Annotated in this window: 18 protein-coding genes, 1 tRNA gene and 1 riboswitch; of the genes, 5 read left to right on the top strand and 14 right to left on the bottom strand. The window is 59.7% G+C overall.

Going from position 1 to position 21,074, the window contains the following annotated elements:
• Positions 1-85: 85 nt before the first annotated feature.
• The 10 genes from F4V43_RS14410 to F4V43_RS14365 all read right to left on the bottom strand — a co-directional run bounded on the left by F4V43_RS14410 (position 86) and on the right by F4V43_RS14365 (position 11,018).
• Positions 86-922, bottom strand: a complete 837-nt coding sequence (locus F4V43_RS14410) for a UbiA-like polyprenyltransferase (RefSeq protein WP_150458955.1) — start codon at positions 920-922, stop codon at positions 86-88.
• 106 nt (positions 923-1,028) lie between these two features.
• Positions 1,029-2,309, bottom strand: coding sequence for an aspartate aminotransferase family protein (locus tag F4V43_RS14405; RefSeq protein WP_150458943.1), 1,281 nt, complete (start codon positions 2,307-2,309; stop codon positions 1,029-1,031).
• Positions 2,310-2,350: 41 nt separating this feature from the next.
• A complete protein-coding gene (locus F4V43_RS14400) occupies positions 2,351-4,303 on the bottom strand; it encodes a peptidase U32 family protein (RefSeq protein ID WP_150458942.1) in 1,953 nt (650 codons plus the stop codon).
• 117 nt (positions 4,304-4,420) lie between these two features.
• The gene (locus F4V43_RS14395) at positions 4,421-5,212 is read right to left on the bottom strand and encodes an energy-coupling factor transporter transmembrane component T family protein (protein WP_150458941.1); all 792 of its coding nucleotides are present in this window, start codon (positions 5,210-5,212) and stop codon (positions 4,421-4,423) included.
• A complete protein-coding gene (locus F4V43_RS14390) occupies positions 5,205-6,125 on the bottom strand; it encodes an ATP-binding cassette domain-containing protein (RefSeq protein WP_150458940.1) in 921 nt (306 codons plus the stop codon). The genes F4V43_RS14395 and F4V43_RS14390 overlap by 8 nt, the downstream gene beginning before the upstream one ends.
• On the bottom strand, positions 6,110-6,967 hold the full coding sequence (locus F4V43_RS14385; protein WP_223879904.1) for an energy-coupling factor ABC transporter ATP-binding protein: 858 nt from the start codon (positions 6,965-6,967) through the stop codon (positions 6,110-6,112). The genes F4V43_RS14390 and F4V43_RS14385 overlap by 16 nt, the downstream gene beginning before the upstream one ends.
• 25 nt (positions 6,968-6,992) lie before the next feature.
• The gene (locus F4V43_RS14380; RefSeq protein WP_150458939.1) at positions 6,993-7,538 is read right to left on the bottom strand and encodes a Gx transporter family protein; all 546 of its coding nucleotides are present in this window, start codon (positions 7,536-7,538) and stop codon (positions 6,993-6,995) included.
• Positions 7,528-7,911 carry a NusG domain II-containing protein gene (locus F4V43_RS14375; protein WP_150458938.1) on the bottom strand — a complete coding sequence of 128 codons (384 nt, stop codon included), beginning with the start codon at positions 7,909-7,911 and terminating at the stop codon, positions 7,528-7,530. The genes F4V43_RS14380 and F4V43_RS14375 overlap by 11 nt, the downstream gene beginning before the upstream one ends.
• 198 nt (positions 7,912-8,109) lie before the next feature.
• Positions 8,110-9,651 (bottom strand): HD domain-containing phosphohydrolase, encoded by a 1,542-nt coding sequence (locus F4V43_RS14370; RefSeq protein WP_150458937.1) that lies wholly within the window; start codon positions 9,649-9,651, stop codon positions 8,110-8,112.
• Positions 9,652-10,055: 404 nt separating this feature from the next.
• On the bottom strand, positions 10,056-11,018 hold the full coding sequence (locus tag F4V43_RS14365) for an alpha/beta hydrolase (protein WP_223879903.1): 963 nt from the start codon (positions 11,016-11,018) through the stop codon (positions 10,056-10,058).
• A gap of 339 nt (positions 11,019-11,357) precedes the next feature.
• On the opposite strand from F4V43_RS14365, the gene F4V43_RS14360 reads away from it, so the two are divergent.
• Complete coding sequence (locus tag F4V43_RS14360; protein ID WP_150458936.1) at positions 11,358-11,723, top strand: hypothetical protein; 366 nt, start codon at positions 11,358-11,360, stop codon at positions 11,721-11,723.
• A gap of 196 nt (positions 11,724-11,919) precedes the next feature.
• On the opposite strand, the gene F4V43_RS14355 is transcribed toward F4V43_RS14360, so the two are convergent.
• The 3 genes from F4V43_RS14355 to F4V43_RS14345 form a co-directional block, all read right to left on the bottom strand.
• Positions 11,920-12,315, bottom strand: coding sequence for a hypothetical protein (locus F4V43_RS14355; RefSeq protein ID WP_150458935.1), 396 nt, complete (start codon positions 12,313-12,315; stop codon positions 11,920-11,922).
• 229 nt (positions 12,316-12,544) lie between these two features.
• Positions 12,545-12,616: transfer RNA gene (locus F4V43_RS14350), tRNA-Thr, on the bottom strand.
• 152 nt (positions 12,617-12,768) lie between these two features.
• A complete protein-coding gene (locus F4V43_RS14345; protein WP_150458952.1) occupies positions 12,769-13,077 on the bottom strand; it encodes an MTH1187 family thiamine-binding protein in 309 nt (102 codons plus the stop codon).
• A 270-nt stretch (positions 13,078-13,347) separates the two neighbouring features.
• Positions 13,348-13,578, top strand: a riboswitch (cobalamin riboswitch).
• Positions 13,579-13,714: 136 nt separating this feature from the next.
• On the opposite strand from F4V43_RS14345, the gene F4V43_RS14340 reads away from it, so the two are divergent.
• The 4 genes from F4V43_RS14340 to F4V43_RS14325 all read left to right on the top strand — a co-directional run bounded on the left by F4V43_RS14340 (position 13,715) and on the right by F4V43_RS14325 (position 19,914).
• A complete protein-coding gene (locus F4V43_RS14340) occupies positions 13,715-15,691 on the top strand; it encodes an anaerobic ribonucleoside triphosphate reductase (protein WP_150458934.1) in 1,977 nt (658 codons plus the stop codon).
• Complete coding sequence (gene nrdG / locus F4V43_RS14335; protein ID WP_150458933.1) at positions 15,688-16,212, top strand: anaerobic ribonucleoside-triphosphate reductase activating protein; 525 nt, start codon at positions 15,688-15,690, stop codon at positions 16,210-16,212. Before F4V43_RS14340 ends, nrdG begins: the two co-directional genes overlap by 4 nt.
• 174 nt (positions 16,213-16,386) lie before the next feature.
• Positions 16,387-18,720, top strand: coding sequence for a ribonucleoside-diphosphate reductase subunit alpha (locus tag F4V43_RS14330; RefSeq protein ID WP_150458932.1), 2,334 nt, complete (start codon positions 16,387-16,389; stop codon positions 18,718-18,720).
• 162 nt (positions 18,721-18,882) lie between these two features.
• Positions 18,883-19,914 (top strand): ribonucleotide-diphosphate reductase subunit beta, encoded by a 1,032-nt coding sequence (locus F4V43_RS14325; protein WP_150458931.1) that lies wholly within the window; start codon positions 18,883-18,885, stop codon positions 19,912-19,914.
• Positions 19,915-20,035: 121 nt separating this feature from the next.
• Here the strand turns inward: F4V43_RS14325 and F4V43_RS14320 are convergent, their stop codons facing one another.
• Entirely contained in the window at positions 20,036-20,941 is a 906-nt protein-coding gene (locus F4V43_RS14320) for a copper amine oxidase N-terminal domain-containing protein (RefSeq protein WP_150458930.1), read from the bottom strand.
• Between the last annotated feature and the right edge of the window lie 133 nt (positions 20,942-21,074).

The raw sequence follows: 21,074 nt of genomic DNA, 5'->3' as shown, positions 1-21,074 counted from the left end.
GGTGGTCCCTCTCAGCTTAGAAATATCTACTTTTGGGACAGCCTCTAGTCGTTTCTCTATGGGCAGGAGCGCCGGGCTCCTCCTTTTATGCGATAAAGAAATCCGCCAGGGTGAACCCCAGAATGACCATGCTGATGACTTGATTGAGATTATAGGAGGCCAGCTTCATGAGCCGGCGGTTATGCGGCCGGATGATCCGGTGTTCCGTCATCAGCAGCAGCGTTGCGATCCCGATTCCCGCCAGATAGAGCCAGCCGAGATCCCGGTAGGCGTACAGAAACAGCAGCAGCAGCACCATCACCAGATGCAGGCCCTGGGCAATGCGGAGCGCGTTCTTCAGTCCGAAGTAGCTGGGGATCGAGAAGAGGCCGTGCTTGCGGTCAAAATCAATATCCTGAGTGCCGTAGATAATATCGAATCCGGCGATCCAGAGCATGACGACCGTCCCGATGACGAACGGCGTGAAGGCGAACCGGCCCGTTACGGCGAACCAGGCGCCGATCGGCGCGGAAGCAATCACAAATCCCAGGTACAAGTGGCTCAGATAGGTGAACCGTTTGGTGTAGGAATACACCGTCACCAGCAGAATAGCGACCGGTGAGAGCACCAGACAGAGCGGGTTCAGCATCCCGGCCGCAATGATCAGAATCAGGTAGTTGACCGCAATGAATAGGGCAACTTCCTTCTTCCGCAGCAGCCGCTGGGGAAGATGGCGATGAGCCGTGCGCGGATTCCATTCGTCAAATTCGCGGTCGGCCAGCCGGTTGAAGGCGTTGGCGCCGTTGCGGGCCCCGATCAGGGCAATCAGCCCCCACAGCATGACACGGCCGGACGGCCAGCCGCCCGCCGCCCAGACCATCGAGATGATCGCAAAGGGCAGCGAGAACAGGGTATGCGAGAACATGACCAGTTCGCCGAACATTCTCAGCTTTGTCGTGGTGGTTTTGAACAGATGAATTACGGCCAAATGAGTCCCTTCTTTCCGTGTGTTGGCACATCCTCCCGCCGGAGGTGGACATGGCGGTGCGTCATGCCAGCTCGGCCAGCACACTGTCCAGCGTCTTCAGCATGTCCTGAATATCCGCCTCGGCCAGAATCAGCGGCGGCTGGAAGGCCAGCACATTGCGGCCGGTTCCATTCTTCCCGATGATGAAGCCGCGGTCTTTCATCCGCTCCAGCACTTCGTCCGTCAGCTCTGCCGCTTCGCCGGCCTCCGCTCCGCCCAGCTCGGCCCCAAGCATAAGACCGGCGCCCCGGACGTCGCGGATCAATCCGGGATAGCGCTCCTTCAGCCCGGCCAGTCCTTCCTTCAGCTTCGCCCCCAGCCGTTCCGCGCGTTCGGGAAGCCGCTGGTCGGCCATATAGTCGAGCACGGCCAGCGCGGTAATCGCCGAGACCGGATTGCCTCCGAAGGTGGAGGCCGACGGCGAGTTCAGCGATGCGGCGACCTCGTCCGAGGCCGCGAATGCAGCCACCGGAACGCCGTTGCCCAGCGCCTTGGCCATGCTGACGATATCGGGAACCACCCCGAAATGCTCCATGGCGAACATGCGCCCGGTCCGGCCGAAGCCGGTCTGGATTTCGTCGAAGATCAGCAGCGCGCCGTGGCGTCTCAACAGCTCGGCGGCTTCTCGGAAATAGGATTCATGCGGCATAATCATGCCGCCGTTGCCCTGAATCGGCTCCGCGATCATCGCGGCAATGGAATCCCCGTGCTCCGCCAGCACCCGCTCCAGGTCCGCCAGCGAGCGTGCGGCTGCCTCCTCGGAGCCCAGCTCCGGATCGTACGGACGCCGGATGAAGCGGACATCCGGGTCCAGATAAGGGTCCGTCCGCCACATCGGCAGCCCCGTTACGCTCATCGTCAGATTCGTGCGGCCGTGAAGCCCGCTCTCCAGGGCGATGAAGCCCTTCCGGCCGGTATGCCGCCGGGCTAGCAGCATCGCGCCCTCGTTCGCCTCCGAACCGCTGTTGACGAAGAAGCTCCGCCGCAGATTCCCCGGCAGAATCTCGGCCAGCCGTTCGGCCAGGTCGACATTCGGCTGGGTCAGATAGATCGTCGTCGTATGCTGAAGCCGCTGGAGCTGGGCAATGGTCGCCGAGGTAATGGCCGGGTTGCAGTGCCCGCAGGCCACCACCGAGACGCCGGCGAAGAAATCGGTGTATTTCTTGCCGTTCTCATCGTACAAATACTGCATCTCCCCCTGGACAATCTGGGGTGCGTTTCGGTAGAAATGCTGTGTGCACGGATAGAAATACCGACGCCGTTTCGCTGCGACCGCTTCGCGGCCGATCGTGTAATCCTCCATATCGCGGTTCCTCCTTATGTGAACACCGGCACAATCCGGTCTTAATTGAATTGCAGCGAGCCGAGCGTATAGCCCGCATACAGCGGTTCAAGCATCCCCGCCGCTTCGGCGGCATGCTGTCCGCCGCCGCTCAGCGCCTGCCGGTACGCATCCAGAATGATGCCCAGTTCTTCGGGCCGGTACGTCGCTCCCTCAATCCGGAATACCGAGACGCCAAGCGCCCGGATCTCCGGAACCAGCGGCAGATAATTCAGCTCCTTGGCCATCAGCAGATGGCAGCGTCCGTGCTGGTCCCGGTAGACCGGATTCTCGCCCTGGTCGGTCTTCAGCACCAGCACGCGGTTCGGCACGAACCGGTTGTCTTCTTCGGCGATCGGCTCCGCTCCGTCGGCGTTCGCATAGAGATCATGCTCCATATACATCAGCGCCGGCGTTCCGTGCACGACCATCTCCATCGGAACGTCGGTTCCGGACACGAACGAAGCATAATGCTCCAGCGTCATCTCCTGCGACACCGCAATCCGTTCCAGGCCCCATTCCGCATACTGGGCGGCCGCCACATGATTATAGATATTGAGACTCGTATCGCCGATGAGCGGATAACCGGCCTGACGGTACCGCCGCAGCGCGCCCAGGTTCGTAACCAGAATGCCGTCGATCGGCAGACGATCGCCGCGGATCAGCAGTTGGTCATATTGGTCAAAATGCAGCTCGGTCATCATCCGGGGCAGACCGAGCACCAGCTTCGTTCCGCCCTTGGCGGCGCCAAGCTCCAGAATATCCCGCTTCGTGAACGGACGGTCCGGTTCATACACATCCCCGGACAAGTACAAATAATCCGCTCCGTGCCGGAGAGCGGTCCGCGCCTGCTCCATGTTGTTCACACGGACCCCAACCGCGCCCGCGCCCGCATCAGCGCCGCGTCTTGCCATCCGGGAAGCGGCCGCTTCGACCAGCGCCTGCCGCAGCTCGTCCACCCGTTTCCCGCTCAACTCCCGCTCGGCGGTCGGTGTGCTGAACACCTTGCCGGTACTGTAGAATTTGCCGGTTCCTTCGTAGCGGCGGTTGATGTTGGCAAGGCCCGGCTTGCCAAAGGCATAGCCGGTCGAGAAGTCCCGCTTGCGGTTGTCGTACAGCAGCTTGGCCTCCAGCGCGCGGTCGAAGCCCGCCGGATCGTCGATGTAGCGGTCGATGGCGTCGCCATAAGCATTGACCAGCATGACCATGAAATCCTTGTCGCGCATCCGGCCCTCGATTTTGAAAGAGGTAATCCCCGAGTCGATCAGCTCCGGCAGGTGCTCGTACATATACATATCCTTGACCGCCAGCGGATACTCCGCGGGGTAGACGCGGCCGTCCTTCTTCACCCGGTAGTCCCAGCGGCAGGGCTTCATGCATTTGCCCCGGTTGCTGCTCATGCCGAACACATGGGAACTGAAGTAGCAGTTCGCGCCGTGGACGGAGCACATATCGCCGTGGACGAAATATTCCAGCTCCATCCCCGTCAGCCCGTGCAGCAGCTTCGCCGCGGCGAGATCCATCTCGCGGGACAGCACCGTCCGCGTCACGCCGAGCTCGCCCAGGGCGCGGATCATCTCCAGATTATGCACATTCATCATGACGGAGGCGTGCACCGGAAGACCGACTCCCATCTCGCGGATCAGCGACAGCACGGCCATATCCTGAACGATCAAGGCATCCGGCCCGATACGGTCGAGGAACCGCAGATACGTCCGGGCTTCTTCCACGTCGGCTTCGCTGAACAGATTATTGACGGTCACATAGAGCTTCTTGCCCAGACCGTGCGCGGTCTCTACCGCCTCTTCCATCTCGGCATGCGACAGATTATACCCTTTGCGCATCATGCGCATGTTGAGAACCGGCCCGCCGAGATAGACGGCGTCGCAATTGGCTTCGATGACCTCCTTGAAGATCTCGAAGGTGCCGGCCGGGGCCAGCAGCTCCACTTCTTTACCATTAAAATAACGCGCCACTTCGTTTCCTCCTACTTCCCGCGAAATGCCAAATCCCATAAGCCCGACATACCGCGGCCGTCCGGCGGGACTTGCATGTCATCGGCTCAAATCCGTTCCTTCCTGCTTCCGTCCCGCTCACAGCAGCGCCGCGGCGCTGCCCGCGGCAAGAAACAGGACAATGAACAGCGTATCGGCGGCTCCCCACCGCAGACGGTGATAATACGTGCGGGGCGCATCCAGCACGAACCCGCGCGCTTCCATGGAATAGATCAGATCCTGTGCCCGGCGGAACGCCCCGGTGATAACCGGAACAAGCAGCGTCATCAGCATCCGGGCCTTGTCGGCAAGCTTCAGCTCCGACAAATCCGCTCCCCGCGAAGCCTGCGCCTTCAGAATCACCTGCGCTTCATCCAGAATGGTGGGAATGAAGCGCAGCGCAAGGCTCATCATCAGCGTCAGCCGTTCCGTTGGTACCCCGAGCTTCCCGAGCGGCTTCAGCAGCCCGTCCAGCCCTTGATTCAGCCGGCTCGGCCGCGTGGTGAACGTCAGCAGCGCCGTGAAGGTAATCAGGAAGAACGTGCGGATGACCGAGAAGGCCCCCAGCCGGAGACCGCCCTCGTGCAGCTCCAGCGCCCCGAGGCTCAGCCAGACCTCTCCGGTCTTGACCGTAAGGGTCTGAACGACGAAGATGAAGAGCATCAAATACTTCAGCGGTTTGGCCGCCTTGAGATAATAGTTCAGTGATATCCGGGTGGACGCCATGACCAAAACCGAGAAGACGGCCAGCAGCGCCATATCCGTCCACGATCGGCAGAGCAGGATAACCGCTACATACAGCAGCATTCCGAGCAGTTTCGAGCGGGGGTCCAGACGGTGAACCCAGGACCCGGTCTCAATGCTCCTTCCCAGGAGCAGCCGTTCATTCATCGCCGGCCTCCGTTCCTGCCGGAGCGTCCGGCCCGGAGCCGGCCGCTTCCGCCGCATTCCGGCCCAGCTTCTCCGCAATCAGCGCCGCCAGACTCTCGGGCGTCAACCGCGGCGTTTCCCCGTGCAGGCCGAGCTTTCCGGCCACAGCCCGCCAGTACAGCAGCGACTGCGGCACAGCCAGTCCGCAGCCGGTCAGAATCCCGGGTTCGGCGGCAAGACCTGCGGCATCCCTTTGATACCGCACCCGGCCTTCGCCGAGCAGGACCCACTGATCCGCATACGGCAGCAGCTCGTCCATCCGGTGCGTCACAACCACGACCGTCTTGCCCTGCTCCCGGCACAGCCGGACGAGCAGCACCACCAGCTCATCCCGGCTGACGGGATCGAGCGTAGCCGTCGGCTCGTCCAGAATGACAATCTCCGGGTCGGCGGCAAGCACCGAGGCGATCGCCGCCTTGCGCATCTGGCCTCCGCTCAGGCGGAACGGACTGCGCGCCAGGAGCTCCTCCGGCAGCCCCATATCGTTCATCGCCTGCCGGATGCGGACCCCCGCTTCCTCCCGGTCCATGCCGAAATTCAGCGGCCCGAACAGCAGATCCTTCTCCACCGTCTCGGCGAACATCTGGTGCTCCGGGAACTGGAAGACCAAGCCGACCCGCCGCCGGAGCGGCAGCAGCCGGGGCGGCTTGGCGCCTGCCTGAAGCGTAACGTCCAGCACGGTTACCGAGCCGCTGGACGGCCTCAGAATGCCGTTGAACAGCTGGAGCAGTGTCGATTTGCCCGAACCCGTCGTCCCGGCGATGCCGACGAGCGATCCGGCCGGAATCTTCAGATCAATATCGTGCAGCGCCGTCTGCTTCCAGAGCGTGCGGTCGGCATACGTGTAGCTGACCTCTTTCAGTTCGATGGCCATAGCTTCTCTGCCAGCTCCTCTCCGCCGGCTGCCGATCCGGCATCAATGCCCAGCCGCTTCAGTTCGGCGGCGAGCCGCCAGCCGTAAGGCGCGCGCAGATGGCAGGCTGCCAGCAGGCCCTCATCCGCGAACAGCTCCTCCGGCTTCCGGTCCGCCGCCACGCCGCCGCCGCCCAGCGCGATGACGCGCTCGGCGGCCCGGATCTCCTCGGCGTCATGCGTAATCATCAGCACCGTATAGCCTTCCCCGTGCAGCTTCCGCAGCACGGCCAGCAGGGCATTCCGCCCCGCTTCATCCAACATCGAAGAGGCCTCGTCCATAATGACGATGCCTGGCTCCATGGCAAGTATCGACGCAATCGCAACGCGCTGCTTCTGCCCCCCGGACAGCTCCCCCGGGTGCTTGCCGAGCAGCGGCGCAAGTTCAAATTCAGCCGTAACGCGCATAAGACGCGCTTCCATCTCCGGCCGGGACAGACACAGCCCCTCCAGACCGAAGAGAATGTCCTCTTCAACCGTCTCGCCGACGAACTGGTTGTCGGGATTCTGGAAGACCATGCCGATGCGGCGGCGAACCTCGGCGACGTGCTTGTCTTCAAGCGGAGTGCCGCAGATTTCAATCTGGCCGGAAGCTGCGGGCAGCAGCCCGTTCAGCAGCTTCACCAGCGTTGATTTGCCGCAGCCGTTCGGTCCGACGAGGGCCACCCACTGCCCGGCCGGTATCTCAAGGCTGATTCCGCTCAGAAGCGGCTGCTCCGGCGTGTAGCCGAAGGAGACCTCTCTCAAGGACACGGCCGCGGCTCCGGCCGAGCCCGCTGTACTTTTGGCGTTCATGTGGTCCATCTCTTAGGCCGCCTCCCCTCGATACCTAGTGCAGAAAATCCTCGAACAATGAAATCTGGGACAGCGATTCCGTCAAATAACGAACCGCGATGCCGACGACAACGCCGGTCACCAGTCCGAAGATCAGCAGCACCGGCAGATAATACATGATGCTGGATGCGTTCATGACAATCGAAGCGGCGACGAGCTGGCCGACGTTGTGCGCGACGCCGCCCGCAACGCTGACGCCGACGAGGCTCAACCGGTTCTTGCCCATCCGCATCAGCAGAAGCATCACCGCGAAGCTCAGCAGCGAGCCGAACAGGCTGAACAGCAGGCTGGAGAACGTGCCCAGCAGGAACGCCGTCAGCAGCGTCTTGAGAATGACCAGCGTGAGCGCATCGCGCGCCCGCAGGAAATAAATGCACGTCAGCACCATAATATTGGCAAGCCCCAGCTTGGCCCCCGGCATCAGACCCACGCTGCTTAGCGGGATCTGCGCCTCCACAATGCCCAGCACGACGGCGACCGCCGCGAAGATCGCGATAATGACCGTCCGTTTGAGCGCCAGAGCCGAATCTCTACTGGACATAAGCGTCTACCCCGTCCTCTCCGCCCGCGCTGGCAATCTCGACGAGCACCCGGTGCGGCAGGCATACAATCGTCTGCTTCGGATGGCGGATGAAGCCGAACTCCAGGCAGACTTTGTCCGGGCAATCGGCGTCGTACATCTCCACGCCGTAATCATGCACCTTCAGAATATTGTAACCGCGTTCTGTGCGGATTTCGACGATCTGCTCTTCCTTGGTAAGCTGGACCGTCTTGAACAGCTTGCCGTCAACGGTTACCCGGGCCACCCGGTTCTCCCCGCCTTTATCGTTATGGTCCGACAGCCAGCGGGGAAGGATCAGCGCAAGCGCCACCACCACAACGAGGCCAATCAGCCACACATCAGCGCGTTTCATAAAATTCTCCCTTATTTTTTAATTATATAAAAACCAGACTAATTAATTATAACGGTCCCATCCCGTTCCATCAATGAAACCCGAAGCGTTTTCGGGAGATTGTGAGAAAGTTCACGAAATCGATCACGAATCTCCAGGGATAAACAGGATGCTTCTACAGACTCTCCTATTTCTTTGAATTTTGTTAAAAAAAAGCGATTATCCGCTTATCGGATAATCGCCTGCATAGCCGCTCTCCGCCTCCGGAATTCCGCGGCTCCGGTTCTGCTCGAAGTAGCCCAGCAGCAGACCCGCAAATACCGGGTCCCACTGGGTTCCCCGGCCTTCGCTCAGAATCTTCAGCGCCTTGCCGTGCTCCATTCCCTTCCGGTAGGGACGGTCGGAGGTCATCGCATCGTAGGCGTCGGCCACCGCAATGATCCGGCCAAACAGCGGAATGTCTCCGCCTGCAAGCCCGTCGGGGTACCCCTTGCCGTCATACCGTTCGTGATGCGAGCGGACGCCGCCGAGATAAGGGAGCATCTTCTCCTGCGGCTCAATCTGCCGGAGAATATTCTCGCCCAGCACCGGATGGCTCTTGATCTGATCGAACTCTTCTTCCGTCAGCCAGCCTTCCTTGAAGAGCACCGCATCCCGGACGCCGATCTTGCCGATATCGTGCAGCAGCGCCGATTTTCGCAGATTGTCGAGCTCTTCCCCTTTCAGTCCGGCGAGCTGCCCGATGATGACCGAATACTCGGCGACCCGGATGGAATGCCCCGCCGTGTACGGGTCGCGGGCGTCCAGCGCCACGGCAAGCGAAGTGAACAGACTGTCCAGCAGCTGCTGATTCTGCTCCTCCCGGATCTGAAGCCCGCGGACCATCACATTGAAGCCTGCGACCAGACGGGAGAATTCATCCGAATAATAGTCCTGGGTCTGTTCCAGCCGCCCTTCCTTGACCTTCTTCATGGATTCGTAGAGCTGCCCGATCGGCTGCTGCACGCTGCGGGTCAGCAGCCAGGCCGCGGTCAGCGAGAACACCGTGCCCATGATCAGCACGACGGCCGCCCATCCCCAGTAGCTCAAGAGAGCGCCGCCGCCGAGGTCGCGGATGCGCACATGCGTCATCAGACTGAACAGAAACAGCGGAAACGTACCGATCAGCGTGCAGCTGATCAGAAACTTCGGGCGGATAGAGATCAGATTATGCTCTTCCAGCGAGAAATCCTCTCCATATAGACGGAGCGCTTCATTGCGTAGATGCCGCAGCAGCGGTACAATGGTGGCTCCGGTCTGAAAAAACTCGATCAGCGCATGCATGCAGGCAATCAGCACCGCTCCGGCCAGCGCGAGAAACGGATAATAATAAGGCATATCCAGAAGCTTCACATGAATCATCCAATGCGCCATGCCGACGGCCGGCAGGCTTAGTCCAAGCAGATGCGGCCCCATAATCCGCCGGACCGACAGGCCCGGCAGACGGTGCGTCCGATCATAGGCGGCCCGCAGATCCTCCAGTTCGCTTGCGCCTGCGAAGCTGCGGTAGACAGGCCGGATATGCCGGTAGAACGCGAACAGCTCGGCCCCTGCCATAATGCAGAAAGAGACGGCCAACACCAGCAGCAGCCTCATATATTCCCTTGTGGAGACTTCCAGAGTAGACAGCATGAGCAGACTCCCCGTCGCGATCACGGCCATAACGGAGCCAAGCAAATAATTGTAGACCGATTGCCGCAAAAAGGCCCGATACACTTTCATAATGGTGTTCATCCTCCAGCGGTTTTTGTTGCTTGCGTATTCTCGCAATATCTGGTACAATAGTAAGATATTTAGTTTCCTCGTAATTCTTCTTCAAGAATAGGACGTATCTCTTCTTTATCGGAATCCCCGGTACAAAACCTTACGTTTTCTTGCTGAAAACCTTATTTTTATACGAGAATCATTTTACCATCGCATTCCGATTCATACTGGCGCGGTCATTGGAGCCGCAAGGGCAAGAGAGAGGTAGGGCTTTTGTCGTTTTGGAAAAGAATGCTTCTCGCTTAACGGCTGCTGAAAATAGACAAGGAAATTAAATACAGCGTATAGCATAGTCTATGTACGCATACACCAAGACGCCCGGCCGTCCGCATAGAAGCGGATAGCCGGGCGTCGTCCAATTTTCAGGGCTTCTGCGCTCTTCCGCGCAAATGGCGAAGCACAAAATCGCAGACCCGCCGCACGTATGCCTCCGGGTCTTGATCGTAAGATTTGCCGTGGCCGGCTCCGGGCACGGACCAGCGTTCCTTCTCGCTTCGGCAGGCGGCATACAGTTCCTCCATCATCCCGACGGGAACGAACGTATCCGCTTCGCCGTGTATGAACAGAATCGGCGTCTTCGCCTTCGCTACCTGGCGCAGCGCCGAAGCTTCGCGCAGGCTGTACCCGGCTCGGATGCGGGTAACCAGCCCCGCGCCGTCCAGGACCGGGAAGGACGGCAGCCGGTAGAGCCGGCGCATCTGATAAGCCAGCTCCGCAGCCGCCGACGTATAAGCGCAGTCGGCTACGACCGCTTTGACCTGCGGAGGGAGTTCCTCGCCGGCTGCCATCAGCACGGTAGCTGCGCCCATGGATACGCCGTGCAGCACCACTTCCGACTCCGGTCCCGTCTCCTCCAGCACTCTCCAGATCCAGCCGGCATAATCAAGACGCTCCTGCCAGCCGAACCCGATGTAATCGCCGCCGCTCTCCCCGTGCCCTCTGGCATCGGGCAGCAGCACATGGAAGCCAAGCACCTCATGGTAAATGCGGGCATAGGCGCCCATATCCTTGGCCTTGCCCGAATAGCCGTGGGCAATAATCGCTGTCCGCCCCTCTGCGCGGTCCGACGGCAGCCAGTAGCCGCGGAGCTTCAGCCCGTCCGGGGCCGTCAGCTCCCAGTTCGTGAAGTTCCGGCCGGCGATCCAGCGCTGGCCTTCCCCCCACGAGGCGCCCGCTACAGGGGGCGGACCGCCTTTTCCGCCGCTTTTGGCGATATAAACCGTCTTGGGCGCGCGCCGGACAGCCACGTTGTAGACCAGCAGCCCGGCGTACACCGTAAGCGCCGCACACACAGCCGCAATTCCCGCAATTCCAATCCAGACCAACGCCTATCACCCGCCTTCGGAGTTTACAGCAGCTGCATCCAGCCGATCAACGACATCCAGAGCGGCACACTAATCAATACCCCAAAGACAAGCCCCCGCAGCATCCGTGTCTGTGCGTGCATGGCGATTCCTCTTTTCCATTCCAAATTTTAAATTTAATTTTAACCTTATAAATTCAATATATACGCAGCGCCGGGCATTTATTGTGAAATAAATCACATAATACTCTCGATTTTGCTTCTTTTTCTGATTTCCTTTCCTGCACCTCTTGAATCATGCCGGGGTTGGGAATAAAATACGAATATATGTTCCTAGTAATAGTAATCGGGAGGTAGAAGGATGCCACATGAGGAGAACAGCGACCGGAGGCTTTTGCAGGCCTATATTCTGCTTCCGCTCGTCATCACGGCCCTGGAACGGGACGGACGGCTGCTGGCGCGCCTTCTTCGGACTCCGGCTCCCTATGTCGAGATGGCGGAAGCCGCAGCAGCCGCGGCCGCGCGCGATCTGCGAAAGGTCCGTCTGGCCATGCGGGCCGCCGGGATGAGAGTCTACGAGAATGAGCGTCTGGCGGACGGCATTCGGGTCCGCTATCAATGCCGGGGCTTCCACGGGGAAATGTCGGTAACCGACGCGAAGCTCGCCGATCAGGCCGTATCGCAGATGCGCCGTTATATGGGCCTGGAGGCGCCGGCCGTGCGCTAGACGCGCCTCCGCACCGGGGCGCGCGTCCCCGTCCTCCGGCCGCACAAAAAGCCCGGCCGTGGGAGTCGGCCGGGCTTCAAAAGAATAACCACAACACTGGGGGGTGTTTGGTAGTCCTATCATACCCCCGAAACCTGAAAAAATCCTGACGCCAAGCTGAAAATTTCCTTAAATTTTGCTGGCATTAGCGTTAAATTTATACATAATGGGGCGAAGCGACAAAGAACTGCTGAATATCCAGCTCGATCTTGATGGACTGGAACAGTTGCTCCAGACTTGGCACCCATACCAGCGAATCCTGGCGCAAATAGCTGAGAACCGACTCGTAACTGCGGCAGAAATCATCCAGATGCCGGCTGGTCGCCGATTCCAGCACATTTATCGCCTTTCGGCCCAGCTCGGTATAATCCAGGCACAGCACTTCTTGAAGGTCTGAATCGCCGCCCAACAGGCGGGTCCACGAGAACGCCCCCCCATGCACGATTTCGTTTGAGCCCTCCAAATACTCTACCCGGGAATGTTCAATTATAAAGGCGTGAATGCGGCTTTCTATATTCTTATAACCGTCGAGAATCCGTTCGGTATTCGACATGGCTTCTCCTTTCTGGCAAGGCCAGCAAAAAAGGGAAGCTTCCCCTAGACTTATACGGCGGAAGCTTCCCGAATGGGCAGATATCATCAGTTCAGTTAAATTTAGTATACGACGTTATACATCGTTTGTATAGAGACAAACCTACAATTTACAGCGAAATGGAGAATATAAAAAAACGCGGTTCTCCGTATTCAACGGTGAACCGCGTCTCTGTTCAGGTCTTTCAGGATGCTGGTGAAGGGAATTGAACCCCCGGCCTACGCATTACGAGTGCGTTGCTCTACCCCTGAGCTACACCAGCATGTTAACTTCAATTTCGCAACAGAAACTATTATACCGTAATCGAAGAAAAAAGCAACCACTTTTTGAAGTCAGCTTCCCCAAAGGAACCCGGTGCCCGAATAAGCCTCCGGGTGAGGGCTTCGCCAAGAGCTGTACCGCGCTGGCATCTTCTCATTGCTCCCGGAGCTTCCGTTCCACCGACTCCAGCTTCTGCCGGCTGCTGGAATCCTGATCCCGGCGGTCGTCGATCTTGAGCGAGGTCGAGACGCGGAGCGCGCCGCTGCGGAACGGCGTTTCGTGCAGAAGACGGACGGCCTCCAGAATAGCCGGAAGGCTTCCTTCCAGAATGGTGCCCATGGAGGTCAGTTCGTAGGTGATGCCCTTCGCTTCTTCCAGAGCCCGCTGCATGTCCGCTACGTACCCGCTGAGACTTGTACTCCCTGTGCCAATCGGAATGACTGTAATTTCGGCGATGGCCATCATGGATTCCCTCCCAACTGTGTGTGCTGCTATTGTACCCCTTCCTGTCCCTTGCTGCAAACCGTCGGTTCGTTCCCTATTCAGGCACGAAATTTTGCCTTTTTTGTGGCCGGACCTGTGGATGAAATGTGGATTTCCTTCCCTCGGATTGTGGATGAACTGTGGAGCAATTGTGGAAAATCCCCCTCCGCCCGCGCCCGGCGCGGGATTCAAAATTCGGTTTACATACACAACATATTGGGTTATCTTTATTAAGAAACAACCAAATATAGTAGATTCATAGATTCAGGTGCCGTTTCTCCTCCAAGGAGAACTCGGCTTAAAAGGGAAGCCCGGTGCGATTCCGGCGCGGTCCCGCCACTGTAACCGGAAGCAGTCTGACCTACCCGGGAAGCTGCAAGCGGATTCGGCTCATGCCACTGCGAAATGCCCGTCATTTCACGGGAAGGCGCCTTATCGGTTCCGGAAGCCAGGAGACCTGCCTGCATCGATTCGACACCCTAATTACACAGCCTGCGAGGAACAGGAAGGTGTCCGTAACGATCTGCGGCCGGATCAGGCTGTACATACGGGCATTTTTCGCTGGAAGCGTAAAATGCTTTTTCTATTTATACAGGACGAAAGGGGACGCTAGGCTATGACACTGCTGGAACAACGCCAGGACACCCGCCAAGAGGCGCTGCTGGAGGAAGCGATCGGCATCGGCGACGATATTATCGACAGCCGGGATCTCGACTTGCTGAGGGAGAACGCGAATTTGAACGGGGAGAGCTTCTCCGGCAAAATGAGCAAACTCGGAAGCGAGTATTCCAAATGGTATGCCCGCCACTTTACGCTTCCTCCGCGCCTGACCCATGCGGTTCGGGAGAACATCGTCTATGTCCATGACCTGGACCAGTATGTGATCGGCACGACCAACTGCATCTTTATCCCTTTTGAACGGCTGCTCCGCGAGGGCTTCAATACGGGCAACGGCAGCGTCCGCCCGCCGAATTCGATCATGACGGCGATGGCGCTGACGGCGATTATTTTCCAGTCCCAGCAGAACGCCCAGTACGGCGGCGTATCCGGCAGCAAGCTGGACCACGACCTCGCTCCCTATGTCGCCAAGTCCTTCGCAAAATTCTTCCGCAAGGGCCTGGATTACTTCGGAGAAGGACAGGCCGCTGAAGTGGAAGGCGAAATCGCAATGGGCCGAACCGACCTGGCCGCGGCCTACCCGCAGGCGTTCCGCTACGCAATGAAAGAGACCGAGAGCGAGACGCTCCAAGGCGCGGAGAGCCTCATCCATAACCTGAACACCATGTCATCCCGGGCCGGCGGACAGATTCCGTTCACCAGCATCAACTACGGCACCTGCACCTCGCCGGAAGGGCAGCTTGTGATCGCTTCCCTGCTGACGGCGACGATGAACGGACTGGGAAGCGGGGAGACGCCGGTGTTCCCGATTCAGATCTTCAAATGCAAACAAGGCATCAACCAGCAGCCCGGCGATCCGAACTACGAGCTGTTCCTGAAGGCCGCGGAATGCTCCGCGCGCCGTCTCTATCCGAACTTCGCCAATCTCGACGCGCCGCTGAACCTGGCTTATTACGATCCTGCCGATCCCGATACTGAATTCGCGACGATGGGCTGCCGCACCCGGGTGCTCGGCGACCGCTTCGGCCGCAACCGCTGCTCCGGCAAGGGCAACCTCAGCTTCAATACGCTGAATCTGGTGCGGCTCGGCATCCGGCACGGCATGGTGACGGGCCAGCGGGAAGAGGCCGACGAGCAGGGCTTCTACGACGATCTGGACCACTATATGGAGATTGCGCTCGAAGGGCTCGTCCACCGCTACCGCATTCAGTGCGCCCAGAAGGCCAAAGCCTCCGACTTCATGATGCGCGAGGGCGTCTGGGAAGGCGGCGAAGTTCTTGGACCGGAGGACCCCGTGGGCGATCTGCTGAAGCACGGCAGCCTGTCAATCGGCTTCATCGGCATCGCGGAGTGCATGAAGGCGATGTACGGCAGGCATCACGCCGAGGACCCGGACATTCATGCCAAGGCGGTAGCCGTCGTCCGCCGTATGCGCGACTTTTGCGACCGCAAGAGCGAAGAACTGGACCTGAACATCACGCTGTTCGCCACACCGGCGGAAGGGCTGTCCGGCAAGTTCACGAAGATTGACCGCAGCGAGCTCGGAGCGATCCCCGGCGTGACCGACCGGGAATATTACACGAACTCCTTCCATGTTCCCGTCTATTACGAGCTGGGCGCCGCCCGGAAGATCAGCCTGGAAGCGCCGTTTCACGAGCTGTGCAATGCCGGCGCCATCTCCTATGTGGAGTTGAACGGGAACGCGCGGAGCAACCCGGGCGCTTTTGTGAAGATTATCCGCTACGCGCTGGAACAGAACGTCAGCTATTTCTCGATCAATCACCCCATCGACCGCTGCTCCGCCTGCGGCCATGAGGGCGTCATCGGGACGAACTGCCCCTCCTGCGGCGCGCATGAGGAAGAGGTCCATATCCGGCGGCTGCGCCGGGTGACCGGCTACCTCACCGGCGATTACCAGACCCGGTTCAACACCGCTAAGCAGGCCGAGGTCCGCGACCGGGTCAAGCATCTATGAACATCTGCGGCTTCTATCCCGAATCCATCAATGAGGGCGAGGGGCTGCGGGCCGTGCTGTTCGCCAGCGGCTGCCGGCACCGCTGCCCCGGCTGCTTCAACCCGAAGACATGGAGCTTCGGATACGGCGAGCCGTTCACTGCGGAACGCAGACGGGAGATCATCGGCGAGATCGCCGGCAATCCGCTGCTGGACGGCTTGACGCTCGCCGGCGGCGATCCGTTCTTCTCGGCCGCAGAGGCTGCGGCCTTTGTCCGCGAGCTGCGGGCGGAGCTGCCCGGCTTCAACGTCTGGGCCTACACGGGCTTCACCTGGGAGCAGCTGACGGAGCGCCCGGACACGCCCGAATATGAACTGCTCGCGCTGTGCCAGGTGCTGATCGACGGCCGGTTCGACGAGCGGCTGAAGGATACCTCGCTCCAATACCGGGGGAGCAGCAACCAGCGCATCCTTGATATTCCTGCCGGACTGGCTGCGGGAAGGCCGGTGCTGTGGAGGCCGGCGGCATTCGCCGCACTGTAGCAGTATGGCCCCGCAGCCGCCGCCGCGTCTAACCGTCCGCCTCGGCCGGTCAGATTCTTCAATTGGCCATCCATGCAAGCGGAGCCCCCGGGGTACTTGCCCCGAGGCCCTCTCCGCGCTCCTATAGATCAATTTGTGACATTGCAAAATTAAAATAGAAGGGAAGCGATCCATATGCCTCAACTCGTTATCAAGCCTGACAACCGGAGACTCGCCTTCGATGAAATCCGTCTCTCCGTCTATGCGGACCGTCTCCTGACCGGACTCGAGCAGCTGAACAAGGATCAGCTGCTGCGCGGCGTGTCCTCCAAGCTGCGCCGCGAGGAAGTGAGCGGCGAGGAGATCAGCGCCGCGTTCACCATGAGCGCCCTGGAGCTGGTCACCAAGGAGGCGCCGGACTGGAAATTCGCCGCCGCCCGCTCCCTGCTGACCTCCCTCTACAAGAAGGCCGCTGTTCACCGCCGCTACAAAGCCTACCCGGACGCCCCTTACGGCGCGCTCTACCCGCTGATCGAGACGCTGGTGAAGAAAGGCGTCTACCGCGAGGAGCTTCTAACCTGCTACACGAAGGCCCAGATCGAGGAGCTCGGGGCCTGCATCGACTCCACGCGCGATCTGCTGTTCGATTACATCGGTCTCTTGACGCTCTCCGACCGCTATCTGGCCCGCGACTTCGACGGCCGGGTGATGGAGCTGCCGCAGGAGCGCTACATGGTCATCGCCATGTACCTTATGCATACCGAGCCGGAGGAGAAGCGGCTGGACCTCGTCAAGGAGGCCTATTGGGCCATGAGCAATCTGTATATGACGGCGGCCACGCCGACCATGTCGAACGCCGGCAAGAAGGTGGCCGGACAATTGTCAAGCTGCTTCATCGACACGGTGGACGACTCGCTGGAGGGGATTTTTGACTCCAATACGGATGTGGCCCGTCTCAGCAAAATGGGCGGAGGCATCGGCGTCTACCTCGGCAAAGTCCGCGCCCGCGGCTCCGACATCCGCGGCCACAAGAATACCAGCTCCGGCGTCATCCCCTGGATCCGCCAGCTCAACAACACCGCCGTCAGCGTCGATCAGCTCGGCACCCGCAAGGGCGCCGTCGCCGTCTATCTCGACGTCTTCCATAAGGATATCCTCGCCTTCCTCGACCTGAAGCTGAACAACGGCGACGAGCGGATGCGCGCGCATGACGTGTTCCACGGCGTCTGCCTGCCCGACCTGTTCATGGAAGCCGTAGAGGCGCGCGGCGAATGGCACCTCTTCTGCCCGCACGAGGTCAAGAAGACAATGGGCTGGAAGGATGGGCAGGGCCGGGCGCTCGGGCTGGAGGACTTCTACGACGAAGCCTTCGGACAGGGCAGCTTCCGCGAGCGGTACGCCGAGGCGGTGGCCCACACGTCGCTCTCGCGGATTACGGTACCCGCCATTGATATTATGAAGCGGATTATGAAATCGCAGCTGGAGACCGGAACGCCGTACATGTTCTACCGCGATACGGTCAACCGGGCGAACCCGAACCGCCATGCGGGCATGGTGTTCTCGTCCAATCTGTGCACCGAGATTATGCAGAACCAGTCGGCGACCGTCGTGGAGCAGGAAGAACTGGTCACAAAGGACGGGCAGACCCGGATTGTCATCTCGAAGATTCCCGGCGACTTCGTTGTCTGCAACCTGAACTCCATCCATCTTGCCCGCGCTGTCCCGGCCGGCGTGCTGGAGCGCCTCGTGCCGATTCAGGTGCGCATGCTCGACAACGTGATCGACATCAACAACATCGAAGTGCTTCAGGCCCAGTACACGAACAGCCAGTACCGCGCCGTCGGCCTCGGCACCTTCGGGCTGCACCACCTGCTGGCGCTTGAAGGCATCCGCTGGGAGTCCGACGAAGCCGTTGAATACAATGATCATCTGTATGAGCACATCAATTATTTGCTGGTTCGCGCCAGCCATGAGCTGGCCCTGGAGAAAGGCAAGTATCCGAAGTTCGCCGGCTCCGATTGGGAGACGGGCGCGTATTTCGAGTCCCGCGGCTATGTCAGCGGAGAGCGTCAGGGCAAGTTCGTGACGACGGAGCAGTGGCGCGAGCTGCGCGGTGCCGTCGCCCAAGGCGGCGTCCGCAACGCCTGGATGTTCGCCATCGCGCCGAACGGCTCGACCTCGATCATCGCCGGCTCCACGGCCAGCATCGACCCGCTGTACGAGCTGCTCTCCTACGAGGAGAAGACGACGTACAAGATCGCCAACCCGGCGCCCGATCTGTCCGAGAAGACGATCTGGTATTACAAGACGGCCTTCCTGCTGGACCAGAACTGGTCGATTCAAATGGCGGCCGCCCGCCAGCGCCATGTCGATCAGGGGCAAAGCTTCAATTTCTATGTCCGGCCGGACATCAAGGCGTCGGAATTCCTCGCGCTGCACCTGAACGCCTGGAAGAGCGGACTGAAATCGACCTATTACGTGCGGAGCCGGGCGCTGACCATCGAGGAGTGCGAGTCCTGCGCGAGCTGAGGCGGCTTACTTTTAATAATGGAATCGTGGGACTTCGGCAGGTTCGAAGCTAAGAATTGGATCGTACGACTTCGGCAGGTCCGAAGCTTGGGATTTCCGCAGTGGCGCATACCTTGGCCGCTTAAGACGAACGGCTTATTTTCCATCAAGGAGGAACCCAACATGCAACTGCAAAAAATCTTCAACACCGAAGCCCCCAACCGCTCCACCCGCATCATTGAGGGTGAATGCTCGGGCATTCTGAACTGGAACGATATTCGCATGCCGCATATGTACAAGCTGTACAAGGTGCTGCTGCTCAACCACTGGATTGCGGACGAGATTCCGATGAGCAAGGACGCCCAGCAGTTCCCACTTCTTGATCCCGAGGAGCAGCGCGTCTTCAAAATCAACATTTCGCTGCTCGCGGTGCTCGACTCGATGCAGACGATGTTCGTCGGCGATGTGAAGCGTTATTTTACCGACTCGTCCCTGGAAGCCATCTCGGCCATCATCGGCCAGCAGGAGGTCGTGCACAACCAGTCCTACTCCTACGTGCTGTCCTCCATCGTATCCGAGCAGGAGCAGAAAGAGATCTTCGAATACTGGAAGCATGACCCGGTGCTGCTGGAACGCAACACGTTCATCTCCGGCATCTATCAGAGCTTCCGCGACAACCCGAATCCGCAGACGTTCTTCGAAGCGCTGGTAGCCGACCTGATCCTGGAGGGAGTCTTCTTCTACAGCACCTTCGCATTCTTCTACAATCTGGCCCGGGACCAAAAGATGATGGCGACCAGCCAGATGATCTCCTACATCCAGCGCGACGAGAACCAGCACTGCTATTTCTTCGCAGAGGCGTTCAAGCAGCTTCTGAAGGACTTCCCCGAACTGAACACGCCGGAGAACACGGACTTCGTGTACCGCACGATGGACCGGGCCGTGGAACTGGAGACGAACTGGGCGTACTACACGCTTCAGAACGTGCGCGGCATCGACCTCGGCGAGCTGAGCGATTACATCAAGTTCATCGCCAACAAGCGGCTTACGCTGATGGGGCTGGAGAAGGCCTATCAAGGCGTTGACGTCAACTGCATGCCGTGGATCAAGCCGTTCTCCGACGAGGCGCTGAATGCGACGAAGACGGACTTTTTTGAGGCCAAATCCCGCAACTACGGCAAGACGAGCGACGACAACGGATTCGACGACCTGTAAGAGGAGGCCCAAATCGGGCTGTAAAAGCGCTCCGGGGGACCGATCCCCCGGCACAATAAAGAAACGGATGCCTCCCCTCCAATCGAGGGGCAGCATCCGTTTTTGCGCGGACCGGTCTCTTCTAGTTCTTCTCTTCCGGGATGTTGAAGAAGGTATCGAGCTTCATGTCCTTCTGCCCCAGAGTCGCGGCGGTGCCGTTCGTCTCCACGAATCCGTACCCCGCTTCCATAATCGGCAGCATCAGATGATAGAAGGCAACGCGCCCCTTGATCTGCGGCTGAACGCCGTCCTGGTCCTCCATGGTATAGGGGAGGAAGAACAGCGCCGGCCGATCCGCCTTCGTACCGCTCATCCGGGCTGTCCAGACCAGCTCGCGGTAATGATCTCCAATCCGGTAGTAACGTACCGTGCCTCCGAAGGCAATAAAGCAGGCATCCGCCCGCCCTTCCGGAAAATAATAATCCTGGCTCTGGTTCTCGCCACCGTTCCATTGGTACACCTCCCGGAGCGAGGTCGTCTCCGGCATATGCAGCGCCGCCGTGCGCGCTTCCGCCAGGTCGGCGGACTTCAGCTTCGCGGCCAGCTCATCGCCGGCCCTCGCTACGTAGACCGTGCGGGTATGAGGATTCCAGGCGACATGCGCCTTCCCCGCCTCGGCGATGAAGCGCAGCGGCACCATGATCCGCCCGTTCTTCAGTGCAGGGGCAGCGGGGAGCCGGGAAGTACCCGAAGCCGAGACCGCCTGTTGGCTGCCGGGGCGCAGAACGTACCGGATTCCTTCCCGGCTGACCGTTACTTGCTTGGTGGCATTGTTCCAGCTCACCCGAAGACCCGGAATGGACTGGACTGCGCTCAGCGGGACCATTACCGTATCCCGGGCCAGATAAGGAGCGCTGTCGGTTGGAATCAGCTTGTCGTTAACCACGATCCCGATCGGAGCGGCGGATTGGGCTGAAACGGCGGCGTTCTCCGAACATACGGCCAGCCCGAATACGGTCAGGGCCAGCAATACTTTTAACTTATTCATTTCGGCTTAACTCCTCCCTGATTATGGAATCTGTATACTCTAGACGTCCGCAGTCTCATAAAGTTCCGGTTCGAGTACACGTTATTTCTTTATCTGGAAGGGTGTATTATATCAATTAGAAGAATTCATTCTT

Source organism: Paenibacillus spiritus (genome assembly GCF_008710135.1).
Taxonomy (GTDB): Bacteria; Bacillota; Bacilli; order Paenibacillales; family Paenibacillaceae; genus Paenibacillus_AQ; species Paenibacillus_AQ glufosinatiresistens.
Note: the sequence above shows the minus strand (reverse complement) of the source record. Positions and strands in the feature narration are given on the sequence as shown.